Annotated in this window: 16 protein-coding genes and 1 tRNA gene; 11 read left to right on the forward strand and 6 right to left on the reverse strand. The window is 70.6% G+C overall.

Features of this window, described 5'->3' with window-relative positions; translation table 11 throughout:
• The first annotated feature begins 2 nt into the window (after positions 1 to 2).
• Positions 3 to 986: a 5,10-methylenetetrahydromethanopterin reductase gene (locus SD626R_RS07110; RefSeq protein WP_092565136.1), complete on the forward strand. Its 984-nt coding sequence runs from the start codon at positions 3 to 5 to the stop codon at positions 984 to 986.
• 81 nt (positions 987 to 1067) lie between these two features.
• Here the strand turns inward: SD626R_RS07110 and SD626R_RS07115 are convergent, their stop codons facing one another.
• Positions 1068 to 1307 carry a DUF8024 family protein gene (locus SD626R_RS07115; protein WP_092565138.1) on the reverse strand — a complete coding sequence of 80 codons (240 nt, stop codon included), beginning with the start codon at positions 1305 to 1307 and terminating at the stop codon, positions 1068 to 1070.
• 168 nt (positions 1308 to 1475) lie between these two features.
• Between SD626R_RS07115 and SD626R_RS07120 the strand changes: the two genes are divergently transcribed.
• The 7 genes from SD626R_RS07120 to SD626R_RS07150 all read left to right on the forward strand — a co-directional run bounded on the left by SD626R_RS07120 (position 1476) and on the right by SD626R_RS07150 (position 9067).
• Positions 1476 to 3350, forward strand: a complete 1875-nt coding sequence (locus SD626R_RS07120; RefSeq protein ID WP_092565173.1) for a site-2 protease family protein — start codon at positions 1476 to 1478, stop codon at positions 3348 to 3350.
• Positions 3351 to 3417: 67 nt separating this feature from the next.
• Positions 3418 to 3975: a GNAT family N-acetyltransferase gene (locus tag SD626R_RS07125; RefSeq protein WP_092565140.1), complete on the forward strand. Its 558-nt coding sequence runs from the start codon at positions 3418 to 3420 to the stop codon at positions 3973 to 3975.
• Between the two features lie 71 nt (positions 3976 to 4046).
• Positions 4047 to 4472 carry a universal stress protein gene (locus SD626R_RS07130; protein WP_092565142.1) on the forward strand — a complete coding sequence of 142 codons (426 nt, stop codon included), beginning with the start codon at positions 4047 to 4049 and terminating at the stop codon, positions 4470 to 4472.
• 138 nt (positions 4473 to 4610) lie between these two features.
• Positions 4611 to 5483 carry a sulfurtransferase gene (locus tag SD626R_RS07135; protein WP_092565144.1) on the forward strand — a complete coding sequence of 291 codons (873 nt, stop codon included), beginning with the start codon at positions 4611 to 4613 and terminating at the stop codon, positions 5481 to 5483.
• A 136-nt stretch (positions 5484 to 5619) separates the two neighbouring features.
• Positions 5620 to 7350: an FAD-binding domain-containing protein gene (locus tag SD626R_RS07140; protein WP_092565146.1), complete on the forward strand. Its 1731-nt coding sequence runs from the start codon at positions 5620 to 5622 to the stop codon at positions 7348 to 7350.
• Positions 7351 to 7400: 50 nt separating this feature from the next.
• A complete protein-coding gene (locus SD626R_RS07145) occupies positions 7401 to 7634 on the forward strand; it encodes a YgaP family membrane protein (protein WP_092565148.1) in 234 nt (77 codons plus the stop codon).
• A 200-nt stretch (positions 7635 to 7834) separates the two neighbouring features.
• Positions 7835 to 9067: an FAD-dependent oxidoreductase gene (locus SD626R_RS07150; protein WP_092565150.1), complete on the forward strand. Its 1233-nt coding sequence runs from the start codon at positions 7835 to 7837 to the stop codon at positions 9065 to 9067.
• Positions 9068 to 9119: 52 nt separating this feature from the next.
• Here SD626R_RS07150 and SD626R_RS07155 read toward each other — a convergent pair whose 3' ends face one another.
• The gene (locus tag SD626R_RS07155; protein WP_092565152.1) at positions 9120 to 9704 is read right to left on the reverse strand and encodes an NAD(P)/FAD-dependent oxidoreductase; all 585 of its coding nucleotides are present in this window, start codon (positions 9702 to 9704) and stop codon (positions 9120 to 9122) included.
• 114 nt (positions 9705 to 9818) lie between these two features.
• The gene (locus SD626R_RS07160) at positions 9819 to 10730 is read right to left on the reverse strand and encodes a hypothetical protein (RefSeq protein WP_092565154.1); all 912 of its coding nucleotides are present in this window, start codon (positions 10728 to 10730) and stop codon (positions 9819 to 9821) included.
• A gap of 152 nt (positions 10731 to 10882) precedes the next feature.
• Here SD626R_RS07160 and SD626R_RS07165 point away from each other — a divergent pair.
• A tRNA-Tyr gene (locus SD626R_RS07165) sits at positions 10883 to 10956 on the forward strand.
• 301 nt (positions 10957 to 11257) lie between these two features.
• Here the strand turns inward: SD626R_RS07165 and SD626R_RS07170 are convergent.
• Positions 11258 to 12382, reverse strand: coding sequence for a hypothetical protein (locus SD626R_RS07170; protein WP_092565156.1), 1125 nt, complete (start codon positions 12380 to 12382; stop codon positions 11258 to 11260).
• A 196-nt stretch (positions 12383 to 12578) separates the two neighbouring features.
• Between SD626R_RS07170 and SD626R_RS07175 the strand changes: the two genes are divergently transcribed.
• Entirely contained in the window at positions 12579 to 12935 is a 357-nt protein-coding gene (locus SD626R_RS07175) for a nuclear transport factor 2 family protein (protein WP_092565157.1), read from the forward strand.
• A gap of 181 nt (positions 12936 to 13116) precedes the next feature.
• Entirely contained in the window at positions 13117 to 13590 is a 474-nt protein-coding gene (locus tag SD626R_RS07180; protein WP_092565159.1) for a universal stress protein, read from the forward strand.
• 6 nt (positions 13591 to 13596) lie between these two features.
• On the opposite strand, the gene SD626R_RS07185 is transcribed toward SD626R_RS07180, so the two are convergent.
• Both SD626R_RS07185 and carB read right to left on the reverse strand, forming a co-directional pair.
• A complete protein-coding gene (locus SD626R_RS07185; protein ID WP_092565161.1) occupies positions 13597 to 14250 on the reverse strand; it encodes a DJ-1/PfpI family protein in 654 nt (217 codons plus the stop codon).
• Positions 14251 to 14317: 67 nt separating this feature from the next.
• The coding region (carB, locus tag SD626R_RS07190) for a carbamoyl-phosphate synthase large subunit (RefSeq protein ID WP_092565163.1) at positions 14318 to 16440 on the reverse strand (2123 nt) is incomplete at its 5' end.

A 16440-nucleotide genomic window follows, 5' to 3' on the forward strand; every position in this document is an offset into this window, starting at 1 on the left:
CCATGCTCGGAATCGAACTCACCCCCGAACACGACCTGCACCGCCTCGTCGACCTCGGCGTCCGCGCCGAGGACGCCGGCTACGACGCCGTCTACTCGACGTGTCACTACAACAACCGCGACCCGTGGGCGTTCCTCTCGCAGCTCGCGACCGCCACGGAGTCCGTCCGGCTCGGTCCGGGCGTCGCGAACCCCTACGAGACCCACCCGGTGACGCTCGCCTCGCGGGTGGCCACCCTCGACGAGCTCTCGGAGGGCCGGGCCGTCTTCGGGCTCGGCCCCGGTGACCCCTCCACGCTCGCGAACCTCGGGCTCGCCGACGAGCGCGGGCTCCGCCCGGTCTTGGAGGCGTTCAAGACCGCACAGCAGCTGTGGGCCGGCGAGCGCGTCGACCACGACGGGACCTTCGACGCCAGCGAGGCGGGGCTCAACTACGAGCCGCCCCAGGGCGCGTCGATCCCGGTCCACGTCGGCGGCGAGGGGCCGCACATGTGCCGGATGGCCGCGAAACACGCCGACGGGCTGCTGTACAACGGCTCGCATCCCAAGGACCTCGCGTGGGCTCGCGAGCAGGTCGACGACGGCCTCGGCGACCGCCCCGAGCACCGGGGCGACTTCGACCTCATCGCGTACGCCGCGGTCTCGGTCGACGAGGACGAGGACGCGGCGCGCGAGGCGGCTCGGCCCCCGGTCGCGTTCATCGCCGCGGGCGCGGCGCCCCCCGTCCTGAAACGCCACGGGATCGACCCGGACGCGGCGAGCGAGATCGGCGAGCGCGTCTCTGCCGGCGAGTTCTCCGCGGCCTTCGACCTCGTGACCCCGGCGATGATAGACGCGTTCTGCATGGCCGGCTCCCCGGAGACCGTCCGCGAGCGCGCGGCCGCCGTCGCCGAGCACGCCGACGGGCTCGTGGTCGGGTCGCCGCTCGGTCCGGACCTGGAGGACGCCGTCGACCTCGCGGCCGAGGCCGCCGACGGTCTGTTCTAATCCGGCCGCGCCCGCCCGTCTTGATCCGGCCGCGTCGCTTCCGGGCGAGACGGTCGAATCGGAACGGAGAGCGAAACCGAGCTACTCGGAGCGACCGCGACCGCCCAGCGAGGGCAGCGTCACGCCGATCTCCTGCAGGAGCGCGCCGACCGCGGCGTAGCCGAGCACGGACACGGAGGCGATGATCAGGACCTGTCCGACGACGATCAGTAGCGCCGAGAGCGGGTCGCCGGCGCCGAGGATGAGGTCGTTCAGGAAGATGTCGACGAAGCGGCCGATATCGCCGACGACCCGCGAGACGAAGTCGATGAGCGCGAACATGGCCACGGCTTGTCTCGCGGGGTACTTGTGTGTTGAGTTCCCGGTCGCTCCCCGCCTCCGGGAACGGCCGTGTCGGACCGCTCCCGACGCGGTGGCGGACGCGCTCTCGCCGCGAGGCGGTTCCGGTAACCGAACGCCTTACACCGAGCGGACACGGATATGTTCGTGATGAACGCGCTGATGGACCTGTTCGCCGAGAACACGCTCCTGTGGGTCCTCACCGGTGTCCTCGCCTACTCCGCGGCCGCGCTGTGGCTCCGGAACCGCGGGGTACTCCCGGAGTCGGTCCGCGTCTCCGGCCCGATACTCACCCTCCGCACGCTCCGCGGTCGGGAGTTCCTCAACCGGCTCGCGGCCCCGCGGCGGTTCTGGCGCGGGCTCGCGAACCTCGGGCTCGGCGGGGCCCTCGTCGCGATGGTCGGGTCGTTCTTCCTGATCCTCTCCTCCGCGGCCTCGGCGCTGAACACCGCGCAGCCCTCCGCGATCCAGCAGCCGCAGAACTTCCTCATCATCCCCGGCGTCAACGACTTCCTCCCGCTGTCGGTCGCGCCCGAGATCGTCGCCGGGCTCGCGGTCGCGATGGTCGTCCACGAGGGGGCACACGGCCTGCTCTGCCGCGTCGAGGATATCGACATCGAGTCGATGGGACTCGTCTTCTTCGCGATTCTGCCCGTCGGCGCCTTCGTCGAGCCGGACGAGGAGGCGACGCAGGCGGCGTCTCGGGGGGCCCGCGCGAGGATGTTCGCGGCCGGCGTCACCGCCAACGCGCTGCTCACGGTGCTCGTGTTCGCGCTGCTGTTCGGCCCAGTTGTCGGCGCGATCTCGCCGGCGCCCGGCTACGCCGTCGGCGAGGTGAACCCGGACTCGCCGGCCGACGCGGCCGGCCTCGCGGCGGGCGACCGGATCGTCGAGGTCGGCGGCCAGCCGGTCGGCACGGCCGGCGAGTTCGAGGCCGCGATCGCGGACGCGGGCGACACCGTGACCGTCACGGCCGACGACGGCGACGGGGAGCGCGACGTGGAGGTCGACCGACGGCTCCAGGCGGTCGGCTCCGCCGGCGGCAACCCGCTCGGCGTGACGGTCGCGGAGGCGCCGCTGACGGTCGAGTCGGTGAACGGCGAGGCGGTGGCGACCGAGCGCGGCTTCTACGACGCCGTCGGCGACGCGGAGCGCGCCACGGTGTCGGTGCGGAGCGCCGCCGGCGCGAGCGACGGGGAGGCGAACGCGACGACCGCGGAGATCCCGATCGGCGCGTACGCGCTCGGCGTGCAGACGGACGGCCCGCTCGACGAGGCGGGGGCGGAGCCGGGCGAGCCGCTGACGATCGTCTCCATCGACGGGGAACGGGTCCGTGACGCCGAGGACCTCTCGGCGGTGCTCGGCGAGCGCGACCCCGACGAGACCGTCGAGGTGATCGCGTACGACGGCGGCGACGAGCGCCGGGCCTACGACGTCGAGCTGGCACCGCACCCGAACCGCGACGGCGGGTTCGTCGGGGTCACGGTGTTCCCCGGATCCAGCGGGCTCGCGCTCGACGACTTCGGCGTCTCCGAGTACCCCGCCGGCGCCTACCTCGAACTGCTCGGCGGCGACGGCGGCGAGACCGGGGCCGACGGGGTCCCGATCGGCGGGCTGACGGACTCCCCGCTCGGGCTCGTGTTCGTCTCGCTCGTCCTCCCGCTCGGCAGCCTGTTCGGGCTCCCGTTCAACTTCGCGGGGTTCACCGGCGACGTGACCAACTTCTTCGTCGTCGACGGGGCGCTCGGCGCGCTCGGCGGCGGGGTGTTCCTGCTCGCGAACCTCCTCTTCTGGACCGGCTGGATCAACATCCAGCTCGCGCTGTTCAACTGCCTGCCGGCGTTCCCGCTCGACGGCGGGCGGATCCTCCGGATGGTCGCGGAGGCGGTGATCAGCCGGGTCCCGCTCTCGGACCGGCACGCTGCCGTCCGGACGATCACCGTCTCGTCCGGGCTCGTGATGCTCGCCGGGCTGATCGCGATGATATTCGGCAACCAGATCCTCACGGCGCTCGGGCTGATCTGAGCTGTATGAGTCGTCCGCCGACCGCCGGGATGGCCGACGCGGCTCGCCCGGAGCGCGGAGGAGGGCGATGACGGTCCGCGTTCGCCCGTACGACCCCGCGACCGACGCCGAGGGGCTCTACGCACGCAAGCTCGCCTTCGAGCGCGGACTCGGAGAGAACACCGGCGGCGACGAGAAGGCCGTCGCCTACGAGGGGAAGCTCACCGACGGCTACCGCGAACGGTGGCTCGCGTGGGTCGACCGATGCGTCGCGGACGACGAGCGGTGCGTGACGGTCGCGGTCGACGAGGGCGGCGAGAGCGAGGGCGGTGGCGGGGACGACGAGAACGCCGGGGACGAGAGCGGCGAGGTCGTCGGCTACGTCTTCGTCCTCCCCGAGCGGCTCGCGATGGTCTGGGACGCCGCCGTGATCAACGAGCTCTACGTCGCCCCGGCGCACCGCGGCACGGGCGTCGCGGACGACCTCGTGGCCGCCGCCGTCGACCTCGCGAGCGACCAGTCGCTTCCGCTCGACCGGATCGTGCTCGACGTCGACCCCGCGAACGAGCGCGCTCGGGCCTTCTACGACCGTCACGGCTTCGAGTCGTGGGGCGAGCTGGTCGCGCGACCGGTCGACCGCGACTGAGACCGAACCGGAACCGCAAGACGTGAGAACGGCGGACAGGAATTATATGCGAGCCGGCGCGACCTCCGCGTATGAGCTATCTCGTGGCCACCGACGGATCGGCGGAGAGCGACGAGGCCGTTCGATACGCGGCGCGACAGGCGGTCGCGTTCTACGAGACGCTCGAGGTCGCCCACGTGCTGACGCCGGACTCGGAGCTCGTCGACGGCACGATCGTCCTGCCGGGCGAGGAGGCCGCGGTCGACGCCGGCCAGAGCGTCCTCGCCAACGCCCGAACGATCGCGGAAGAGGCCGTCGGCGACGAGTCGATCGACCTGGAGACGCAGCTACTCACCGGACGCCCGGCCGACGCGATCGCCGACTACGCGGCCGGGAACGATGTCGACGCGATCTACGTGGGCCACCGCGGGCTGAGCGAGGAGCGCGAGCAGGTCGTCGGCAGCGTCGCGAAGAGCGTCGTCGACAAGGCCGACGTGCCGGTGACGGTGATCCGGTAGGTGTCAGCGTAAATAAACGACTTTTAGCCTCCGACGCGGTCGTTTTCGACGGTATCGTTCGTTTGCCGCCCGTCACAGGCGCCGGAAAGAACCGCCATTATCGGACGTTCAAAACGGCGTTAGGCCGTAGTACGGGCGATGTCTGAAGACGTACTCGTCACGGCGGACTGGGTCGAAGAGCGACTCGACACGTTCCAAGGCGACGACTCCGATCACCGGCTCGTCGAGGTCAACAACCCGACCGTCACCGACGAGTCGGAGTACACGCCCTACGAGGAGGGCCACATTCCGGGCGCCCTGAACTTCGAGTGGGACGAGGTCTTCACCGACGAGACCGAACGCGACATCGTCTCGAAGGAGAACTTCGCGAAGCGAAACGGCGAGGGCGGCATCGACGCCGACACGACGGTCGTCGTGTACGGCGGCGGGCGCGTCCCGAACTGGTTCGCGCTGTTCGGCTACTGGATCTACAAGTACTACGGTCACGACGACGTCCGCGTGATCGACGGCGGGAAGGGGTACTGGGTCGAGAACGACTACCCGCTCTCGACCGAAGAGCCCGACTTCACGCCCCGCGAGTACGAGGCCCGCGGTCCCTTCGAGAGCGTCCGCGCCTACAAGGACGACATCGACAAGGCGATCGAGGAGGGGATCCCGATGGTCGACGTCCGCTCCCCCGAGGAGTTCTCGGGAGAGGTCATCGCCCCCGAGGGACTCAACGAGACCGCCCAGCGCGGCGGCCACATCCCCGGCGCGAGCAACGTCCCGATCGGGACGACCCTGAACGAGGATGGCACGTTCAAGAGCGCGGACGAACTCCGCGAGCTGTACTCGGACGCCGGCGTCGACGGCGACGAGTCGACGATCACCTACTGCCGCGTCGGCGAGCGCTCGTCGATCGAGTGGTTCCTCCTGCACGAGCTGCTCGGCTACGACGACGTCCGCAACTACGACGGCTCCTGGACCGAGTGGGGGAACCTCGTCGGCGCGCCGATCGAGACCGGCGAGTAGGCGACGCTCGCCCGCTGACCGCCTCATCGCTATTTTCGAACTGCTCCGATCGACGGCGACCCGTCGGACTGCCGCCGCGCCGGGGAACCGTCGCCGACAGGCCCATGTCCCGAGAGACCGAAGCGACGGTGTACGCATGCACGCGGGCGCGGACGACGACTCGACGGCGCTTCCGACGGTCCCGGACCGGGACGCGATCCGGTCGCTCGCCGGATCGCCGGCCGAGGCCGGGACCGTCGTCTGGCACCGGGAGGACCTGCGGATCGCGGACAACCCCGCGCTCGCGGCGGCGGCCGACTCGGCGGCCGCGAAGGAGGGAACCGACACGACCGTCCTCCCCCTGTTCGTCTTCGACCCGGCCTTCTACGGCGACCGCGGGACGGCCTGCGACGCCCGGATCGCGTTCCTCCACGACTCCCTGCGCGACCTCGACCGACAGTACCGCGACGTCGGCGCGCCCGGCCTGACATACGCCCACGGCGACCCGATCGAGGTCCTCGGCCGCTTCGTCGACGCCGGGTGGGACGTCGTCGCGACGCGGAGCGTGACCGGCCGGTACGGGCTCCGGCGCGACGAGCGCGCTCGCGACCAACTCGGCGTCGAGTTCGTCGACGACGACGGACTGGTCCGAGGCGCCGACCGTCCGCGCCGAGAGTGGAAGGCGGCGATCGAGTCGTGGCTGGCCGCGGACCCGTGCGACTGGGATCCGCGACGCGTCGCCGTCGAGCGGGTCGCGGCCGATCCGGAGTCGGCCGCGAGCGCCGACCGGGATCACGGCAACCCGTTCTCCCCGACGCCCGAGTCGGTCGCGGCAGCCTACGACGTGACCCCGGAGAAGTCGATGGTGCCGGAGGGGGGCCGGGCGGCCGGCCGCGATCGGCTGGAGTCGTTCGTCGCGCGGATCGGCGAGTACCCGGGAAGCATCTCCTCGCCGGTCGACGCTCGCGGAGGGACGAGCGGCCTCTCGCCGTACCTCCGATTCGGCTGCCTCTCGCTCCGGGAGGTCCACCGGTACGTCGACGAGCGCGCGCCGGACGGCCGCGGCAAGTCGATGTTCGTCTCCCGCCTGTTCTGGAACCGCCACTACCGGCAGAAGCTGGTCGACTGGCCGGGGTGGCTCGACGAGGCCGTCAACCCCATTTATAAGAATTTCAACCGCGACCGCCACGATCCGGAGCTCGTCGCGGCGTGGAAGGCGGGCGAGACGGGGTTCCCGATGGTGGACGCGAGCATGCGCTGTCTCCGCGAGACCGGATGGCTCAACTTCCGGATGCGGGCGCTGTGCGCGAGCGTCTACTTCCACGTCCTCCAGCAGCCGTGGCGGATCGGCGCGGACCACTTCTACGAGCACCTGATCGACGCCGACGCCGCGATCAACTACACGCAGTGGCAGTCGCAGTGCGGGCTCGTGGGGCGCCCCGGACTCCGCCTCTACAACCCGCGAAAGCAGGTCCGCGACCAGGACCCCGACGGCGAGTTCGTCACGCGGTGGGTCCCGGAGCTGGAGCGGCTCCCGGCCGAGCACCTCGATCGGCCGGACCACGCCCCGCTTTCGGTCCAAGCGGAGTGCGGCGTCGAGATCGGCGAGGAGTATCCCTATCCGGTCGTCGACTACGAGGCGGCCCGCGAGGAGTTCGAACGGCGGTACTACGACGCGCATCCCGCGGCCGCGGGGCGACTGGCCGACGAATCGATCGCGCGGCGCGCCTCGCTATCGGGCGACCTCGACGCCGCCAGAGCCATCGCCGAGGAACACGGGAGTGAGGCCTCGGAGCGAGGGGACGGAGCGACCGGCGACGGAGCGACGGCCTCTGGTGACCACCGCGGCCGTCAGACCGACCTGTCCGCGTTCGACGTGGACGACTGACCCGACGACGCGTGCGAACGTATTTACGCTTGTGTGCCGTATTGTGACGTATGAACCAGAACGTCGGTGCGACGGATAAGCGCGTTAGAACGGCCCTCGGTGCGGTGCTCGGTGTCGCCTCGCTCGCGACCCTCGCCGGGGCGGTTCCGCTGCCGGCGCTCGCCGCGCCCGTCCTCGGCGTCGCGTCGCTGCTCATGCTCGGGACCGCCGCGGCCGGAACGTGCGCGCTCTACTCCCTGCTCGGCGTCGACACGTGTCCCGCGTCGGCGGGCGGGTCCCGGTAGGTCCGCTTCCCGGTTCGGATCTCGCCGCGAGAAGGACCGACTGGGCCTTTCGACGGGTCTTGAGACCGCCGCCGACGGCAGCCTCAAGTGTGGCTGGTCGTAACGTCTCACATGAGACCCCAAGACAGACCGCCAGTCGCGACGGGCGTCCGCGACGAACGCCGCGCCGACCGAACCCCGGACGACCGAGGTGACCGACCGTGAGCGACGACCCGACCGTCCTCGTGATCGGCGGCGGCGCGACCGGGGCCGGCGTCGCCCGCGACCTGGCGCTCCGCGGCGTCGACGTGACGCTCGTCGACCGCGGCGGGCTCGCCGGCGGGACCTCCGGTCGCTCGCACGGCCTGCTCCACAGCGGCGCCCGCTACGCCGAGGCCGACGCGCCCGGCGCCGAGGAGTGCCTCCGCGAGAACCGCACGCTTCGGGAGATCGCCGGCGCGTGCGTCCGCGAGACCGGCGGGCTGTTCGTCCGCCTCTCCGGCGACGACCCGGACTACTTCGCGGAGAAGGTCGCCGCCTGCGAGGAGATCGGCATCGAGACCGAGCGGCTCGACGCCGACGAGGCGCAGGCGGTCGTCCCCGGGCTCTCGGACGACGTCGTCGAGGCGTTCCGCGTCCCCGACGGAGTGATCTACCCCTCGTGGCTGGTCGCCGCCAACGCCGCCGACGCCGAGCGACACGGCGCCACCGTCCACACTGACGCGCCCGTGGAGGCCATCGAAACGGCCGACGGCGCGGTCTCGGCCGTGCGTGTCGGCGGCGACGTCGACGTCACCCTCGAACCGGACCACGTCGTCAACGCGACCGGCGCGTGGGCCGACCGGATCGCCGACCTCGCCGGCGTCGAAGTGGGGATGGCGCCGAGCCGGGGCGTGATGATCTCCGTCGAGTACGACGGGCTCGACCCGGTGTTGAACCGGTGCCGCGACCCCGACGACGGCGACATCGTCGTCCCTCACGAGGGGGAGGCGGTGCTCGGGACGACGAGCGTCCCGGTCGACGACCCGGACGAGTACGAGCAGGCCGACTGGGAGGTGGAGCGTTCGGTCGAGGAGTGCGCGGCGATGCTCCCCGACGTCGCCGACGCGCCGACGGTCCGGACGTGGTGGGGCGTCCGCCCCCTGTACGCGCCAGACGAGACCGGTTCGAACCGACGAGGTATCTCCCGGGGATTCACCGTGATCGACCACGCCGACGAGGGCGTCTCGAACCTCCACACCGTGGTCGGCGGGAAGCTGACGACCTACCGGGAGATGGCCGAGGTGACGAGCGATCGCGTCTGCGAGCGCCTCGGCGTCGAGGCCGCCTGCGAGACCGCGACGGAGCGGCTCCCTGGCGCCGACGATCCGGATCGGCTCGACGAGTTCGTCGAGCGCTACGGTGGGGCGAACCCGACCGACGCCGGCGTCGTCGACGCGGCGGCCGACGACTGAGCGAGTCAAAGAGCCCTCGATTGCGAGCCGGGGCGGGGTGAGGAAAGGAAAGTTACTCGTCGTCGATCAGGCCGCCGAACACCGAGGTCGCGGTGTCGGGGACGTCGAAGTCGTGGTAGTGCTCGCCCTTCTCCTTCGAGAGGACGTTGAGGGCCGCGGCGGCGCCGTCGCCGGCCGAGATGACCGCCTGCCACTCCTCGGCGCGGACCATCGCGCCCGTCGCGTAGGCGCCGTCGACGCTGGTCTCCATCGAGACGCCGACGTCGACGAGGTCGCCGTCGAACTCGCAGCCGAGCGACTCGGCGAGGTCGCGGCTCGCGCCCGTCGCGAGGACGAGGTAGTCGGCCTCGTACTCGTCCTCCTCGGTCGTCACCGCGAACCCGTCGCTCGACTCGGCGACGCCGGTGACCGCCTCGCCCTGCTTCCGGTCGACGCCGAAGTCGTCGGCCTGCTGTCGGAGGGTCGCGAGGAACTCGCTGCCGCCGACCGAGCCGATCCCGGGGTAGTTGAACAGGTGCGCCTTGTGCATCCAGGTCTTGTCGGTGTCGAACAGGACCGCGTCGAGCCCGTTCTTGCCGGCGAACAGTCCCGCGCTGAGTCCGGCCGGTCCGCCGCCGACGATAGCTACGTCTGCCATGGTCGCCGTTCCGGCCGCGACCTGATAAGCGTTGGCGGAAGCGGCGACCGAGGTGCGGTAGCTCTCGTTCGCCGCGATCGACGCGACGGGAGTCGCCGTCGAGTTCGCCGACCGCTACGAGGAGAAGTCTGACAGCGACCCGTCCGGGTCGGCGGCGTCATCGCGTTGGCCGTCCTCGTCGCCCTCGTCGGTTCGGTCGGTCTCGCCTCTCTCTTCCCCGTCCCGGTCGACGCCGTTTCCGCTCTCGTCACCGCCGATCGTCTCGGGCTCGCGCCACGGGTCGTCGGGGTCGACGGGCTCGATGGCGCGATCGAGCTCGGCGGCGGAGTAGTCGCGCTCGTCGTCGAGCAGCATCGCGAGGCGCTGCCACCGGGCGCTGTGCTCGCCCTCGCCCTCCGGGCCGACGCGGGCGCCGCGCGTCTTGAAGAAGCGCGTCCCGCGCCCCAGCTTCGACCCCTCGCCGGTGTGGCCGTCGAAGATCGCGTCGAACTCGCCGCCGGGCTCGAGCTCGCCGACGGGAAAGTCGTGGGCGGGCTCCTCGCCGCGCTCGCGGGCCTCGGCGCGGCGGTCGGCGACGGCCCGGAAGTACTCGTCGGCGTTGGGGCTCTCGCGGGTCGACCGCGCGCGAGCCGCGGCCAGCGCGGCGTGGATCGCGCAGAGGCGGCCCTTCCACTCGGCGGGCTCCCAGCGCTCGGTCGCCAGCTCCTCGTAGCGCTCGATCGTCAGGGCGACGTCGCTGCCGGCGCGGAGGTCCTCGACGACGTACAGCGTCAGGCGGTCCCAGAGGTTCCACGCGTAACCGGAGCGCGCCAGCTCCCAGGCGGCCCACGCGGCGACCTCCTCGTCGGAGCGGCGCACGGCCTTCTGGAGTAGGCTGGAGACGGCGTAGCGGCTGTACCCACCGTCGGTCTCGTTCGGCTCCTTGGGCTCGCCGAAGTCGTTCTCGCCGGTCGCCTCCGGCGTCGTGTCGGTCTCCAGACTCCCGTCCGACCCGAACGTCGCCTGTCGGTCGTCGCCGTCGGCCATACCTCCGGTCCCGCCGCGAGCGACTTAAAAACCGCGCGCGGCGGGCGATGCCTTGGGGTCCGATCACGAGCTCGAGGCCCCCGCGGTACGGCGGATCACACCTGTGTTGAAAGGGAACTCTTAAGTCGAATCCGGCGGCTAGCATACGGTAACCGCCCTTAGCTCAGCCTGGTAGAGCAGTCGACTGTAGATCGACTTGTCCCCCGTTCAATTCGGGGAGGGCGGACTGAACCTCAGCACCCGTGAGCGACAGCGAACGGTTGCTATCAGTGAGGGACAACTGACCCGGATTGAGCAGACGAGTCACAGCCCGGAACGGCGAGCGAAGCGAGCCGCAGGCCCGGACTGTCTCGACGAGTTCAATTCGGGGAGGGCGGACTTTCTTTCCGGTCGAATCACAGTCGACCGTCGATCGTTCTGTCCCGTGTTCTCGTGAGCGGCGCAAGCGAGAACTCTGAAGGTGCGCGCAGCGAGCCGCGTGCTGATACGGAACACGTAATTCGCCCGGCAAATCGCCGTGCCGGGGGCTAAATCGCCGCCAGTGCCAGCTGAACGGCCTTCGGGAGGACGATACTGATCAGGAGCTGCGACCAGATGCTGAACGTCGCCGGGTACTCGCGCGTGGCGCTCACCGTCTCGATCCGTTGCTGTAACTTCTCGACGGAGTCCCGTTTCTCGTCGTCGACGTCGTAGCGTTTGATGTCCCACGGGTTGTCGACGGTCTCCCGGAACAGCTGATCGAGGCGGTGCAGCTCGCGGCGCTTCTCTTCGCGCATGAACTGGTGCAGGACGAACACGGCGAACGCCACCGTGGCGACGGTCCCGAGCCAGATCACGGTGAACACGACGCTTGTCGTCGCCGTCGGGCCCCAGCTCGCCGCCGAAACGACCGGTCCGTAGACGACGAGTGCGAACGCGATCAGCCCGGCGACCATGTAGTAGTACGCGTGTTTGACGAGTTCGCCGATCGGGCGGAGCCCCCCGAGGCCCTCCGGATCGAGGAAATCCACTCCGATGTCCGACTTGTATAACCGCCACGGGGCGACGATCTCGATACCGATGTACACGGCGACGAACTGAACCGCGAGCACGGACCAGAGCGGGTTCAGTATCCCCCACCCGACGACCATGGTCAGCCCGCCGTCTCGGTAGATGGCCCCGAAGCCGCCGAGCGCCCAGACGCGCGCCGCGATCTGGAGCAGCGCCGCGGCGAAGAGGACCCACGGTAACCAACTCGGGACGACGTTGAGCAGCGGCTCGGGGTCCTCGGCTCGCTCTTCGAGGTTCATCTCTTGGGCGACTCTGTGATAGCGCCGCCGGAGGGCGCGGGCACCGAACACCCCGCCGACGATAGCGAGCGGCTGGAGGACGAACAGCGGGTTCTGGACGTAGACGACGGGATCGCCCGCGAGGTAGGCGTAGGCGTTGATCGTCGGAACGATACTGCCGACCAGGATAACGGCGAACAGGTAGGAAGGCGGAATGTCGCCCGGGAGACGCCGTGAGAGCCGGCCGAACCCGACGTGGCGGGCCAGTCGATCGAGCCAGAGGTCTCGGTCGAACGGCTCGATGAGTGACTGGTCGGACGTGATTCCGGAGTCCGCGACATCGAACACGCCGCTGTGGGGCGACGCACCGGATCGCTCACCCATACCCCGGGGGTGGTCGAGAGGCCTGAAAATAGTGCGGTAAATAATCGACTCGTCCACCGAGTGAATAGAATCGCCGTTCGCGCTCGTTCCCGTGAGCGACGCGAACGGGGACTCGGGAATCGCGCGCGGCGGGGCACGCACGCCCTCGCTCGCACCGAATCACAGCCTATTTGATACGATGTACCGAACGGGGCCCATGGGGAACGCGGATCCGGCCACCGTTCGGTCGTACTACGAGTCCATCGACGCGGAGGCGTACGAGTCCGTGTTCGCGATCTTCGACGACGACGTCGTCTACGAGCGTCCCGGTCAGGGCGACATCGAGGGGAAAGACGCGCTGCGGGAGTTCTACCTCGACGGTCGGCCGCTCACCGAGGGCTTGCACGAGGTCCACTCGATGACCGCCGAGGGCGACACCGTCGCGGTCAGGGGAACGTTCAGCGGCCTCCAAGACGGCGACCGAGTCGGCTTCGGCTTCGCCGACTTCTTCGTGTTCACCGACGCCGGCACCGTCGGCCGCCGGTACACCTACACCGACCGCGACGAGGTGTGACGGCGGGCGTTCGAGACGGCCCGTCGCCGTCGCCGCCCGGTCCGGGGCGGTCCGCGACGGTCGCGGACGCTCCGGTCTACGGCGGTCGCAGACGCTCCGGTCTGCAGTCCCGCGGACTCGACTCTCGGTCCGGTCGCTCGCACCGACAGCGTATTTATGCCTCCCGCGTAACCGTTCCGACATGACTCTCGTCGTGGTCCCGGTCCGGTTCCCGCCGTCCTCCCACTCCGAGGCGACGCTCCGGGAGGCCGTCCGCGTCGCGGAGGAGCGCGGCGCCGACCTCACGATCCTCCACGTGGACCTCTATCAGAACTCCGGCGGCGTCTCCCGAAGCGACCTCAAGCGCGCCGTCGAGAAGCGGATCGGTCGGCTGGACCGCGCCCGCTACGTCGTTCGGCGGGGGTTCCTCGTCGAGGAGACCATCCTCGAAGAGATCGTCGCAGAGAAGGCCGACGTCGTCGTCATCGGCTCGAAGCAGGCGGGCCGCTGGCGCCGGATGGTTCAGAAGCTCCTCTCCGACCCCGACATCGACGCGTTCCTCCGCAGCGAGCTCGACTGCACCGTGATCACGGTCGAGGCCGACGGCGAGACGACGACCAACGGGACCGGCGACGGCGAGGCCGACGCCCCGCTGCCGGACGACGGCGACGACTGACCGCGGTCAGGCGCTCCCGCTCCCGCGCCAGCCCTCGCCCGCGACCGCGGCGCGTCGCTCGTACTCGATGACGGTCGCGACGCGGTCGGCCACGGCCGTCCCGAACTCCCGCTCGACGAGGTACAGCGCCAGGTCGAGCCCGGAGGTCACGCCGCCCGCGGAGAGCAGGTCGCCGTCGTCGACGACGCGCGCGTCCACGACCTCGGCGCCCGACTCGCGAAGCTCGTCGATCGCGTCCGCGTGGGTGACGGCGCGTCGACCGTCGGTGACGCCGGCCTCGGCGAGCAGCATCGACCCGGTACACACCGAGGCGATCCGCGTGCCCGCCTCGTGGTGGGCCGCGAGCGCGCGGGGCACGTCCCCCTTCTTCGCCTCCGCCCACGCGCTCGCCGTCTCGTCGCGGGCGTTCCAGCCGCCGCCCGGGACGACGAGCAGGTCGGGGACGTCGGCGGCGTCCGGCTCCGGCAGAGTCCCGTCGACGCCGACGCGCGTCCCGTGGCTCGCGGTCACCGAGTCGCGCTCGTCCAGGGTCACGTACCGGACGCGGTCGGCGGAGCCGCCGCTCTCGTTCGCGTACTCCATCGCGTAGTCGAACACCTCGTAGGGGCCGATCCCGTCCAGCTCGTCGAAACCGTCGTACAGCAGGATGTCGACGTTCACACCCGCTCCGACGGGAGCGGGCGGCTTGTGCGTTGCCCTCCGGGGGGACGGGTAGTCGCGCTCGGGCTCAGGGCTCGCTCGCGCCCCACTCCTCGACGCGCTTCGGCCGGTCGGAGACGGCCATCACGTCGAGGTCGTCGTTCGCGTGGTCGAGGGCTTCCAGCGCCGCCGTCGCGGAGGCGTACGTCGAGAAGTAGGTGATCTCCTCCTCGACGGCGACCTCCAGCAGGTCGCGCTGCCGGGAGACGATGAGGTCGAGCTCGCCGCGCTTCGCGGCCTCGATCAGGTCCGTCGCCTCGCTCAGATCGAAGTGCTCGGCGTACCCCTCGACCAGCGCCTCGCCCTCTTCGGTGTCGGGGTCCGGGAACTCCTCGGCCGAGAGGTCGACGACGGCGGTGCCGGACTCCGGGATCGGCTTGCCGGTGGCGTCCTGCGCCTTGTCGTACGCCTTGCCGAACGACCGGGCGGTGCCCATCACCTCGCCGGTCGACTTCATCTCCGGACCGAGCCGCGGGTCCGAGCCCGGCAGGCGGTCGAACGGGAGGACGACCTCCTTCACGCTGCGGTGCTCCGGGATCTGCTCGTCGGCGTCGAGGTCGGCGAGCGACAGGTCGTTCGTCATCACCTTCGCCGCGAGCTTGGCGATGGGGACGCCCGTCGCCTTCGAGACGAACGGGACCGTCCGCGAGGAGCGCGGGTTCGCCTCCAACACGTACACCTCGCTATCGACGTCGTCGCCGACGCCGGTCACCGCGAGCTGGACGTTGAGCAGGCCGACCGTGTCGAGCGCGCGGGCGATGTCCTCGGTGACCTCGCGCACCCGCGCCATCGTCTCGTCGTCGAGCGAGCGCGGCGGGATCATACACGCGGAGTCGCCCGAGTGGACGCCCGCGCTCTCGACGTGCTCCATCACGCCGCCGAGCAGCACGTCCTCGCCGTCGGCGACGGCGTCCACGTCCAGTTCGACAGCGTCGTCGAGGAACTGGTCGATCAGGATCGGCTTGTCGGGCGAGACCCGGACCGCCTCCTCGATGTACTCCTCCAGCTCCGCGTCGCTCTCGACGACCCGCATCGCGCGGCCGCCGAGGACGTAGGACGGGCGTACGAGGACGGGATAACCGATGTCGTGGGCGAGCGCCAGCGACTCCTCCTCGCTCGTCGCGGTGCCGCCCTCGGGCTGGGCGATCCCCATCTCGTCCATCAGGACGTTGAACCGGTCCCGATCCTCGGCGAGGTCCATCGCCTCGACGCTCGTCCCCAGGATCGAGCAGTCGAGCCCGCGGCGTTCGAGCTCCGCTTCGAGCGGTTCGCCGATGTTCACCGACGTCTGCCCGCCGAACTGGACCATCACGCCGTCGGCGCCGGTCGCCTCGGCCACGTCGGCGACCTCCTCGGCGGTGATCGGGTCGAAGAACAGCCCGTCGGACGTGTCGTAGTCGGTCGAGACGGTCTCCGGGTTGTTGTTGACGACGTGCGCCTCGATGCCGAGCTCCCGGAGCGCCTGGATCGCGTGCACCGAGCAGTAGTCGAACTCGACGCCCTGGCCGATCCGGATCGGCCCGCCGCCGACGACGACCACGCTGTCGACGCCCTTGTCGACGACGAGCTCGCCCGCCGCGGCGTCGCCCTTCAGCGGCCCCCGCTCGAACTCCGACTGACGGGCGGAGTAGTAGTAGGGCGTCTCGGCGGCGAACTCGCCGGCGCAGGTGTCGACCTGCTTGTACGAGCGACCGGGGACGTCCTCCTCGACCGTCCCCACGTCGACCTCGCCGCCGGCGAGGGCGGCGATCTCCGCGTTCGTGTGGCCCGCGGTGGCCGCCTGCGTGAACTCGCCGTTCTGCGCGGCCTGCGCCGAGTCGCTGACGCGCTTGAACCGTTCGAGGTACCACGGCTTGATCCCGGTCAGCTCCTCGATGTCCGCGACCGTGTAGCCGCGGTCGAACGCCTCGAAGATCGCGTACGGGCGGTCGGGGGTCGGGCGTTCGAGGTAGTCGATTTCGAGGGTCTCGTCGTCGACCGCGGCCCAGTCGACGGCCGGGTCGTACTCGGACGACCGGAGCGACTTCAGGAGGCTCTCCTCGAAGTTCCGGCCGATCGACATCGCCTCGCCGGTGGACTTCATCGCCGTGCCGAGCTCGAAGTCCACGTCGTCGAACTTGTCGATCGGCCAGCGCGGCACCTTCGTCACCA

This window comes from Halorubrum sp. SD626R (genome assembly GCF_001261915.1).
In the GTDB taxonomy this organism is placed as follows: domain Archaea; phylum Halobacteriota; class Halobacteria; order Halobacteriales; family Haloferacaceae; genus Halorubrum.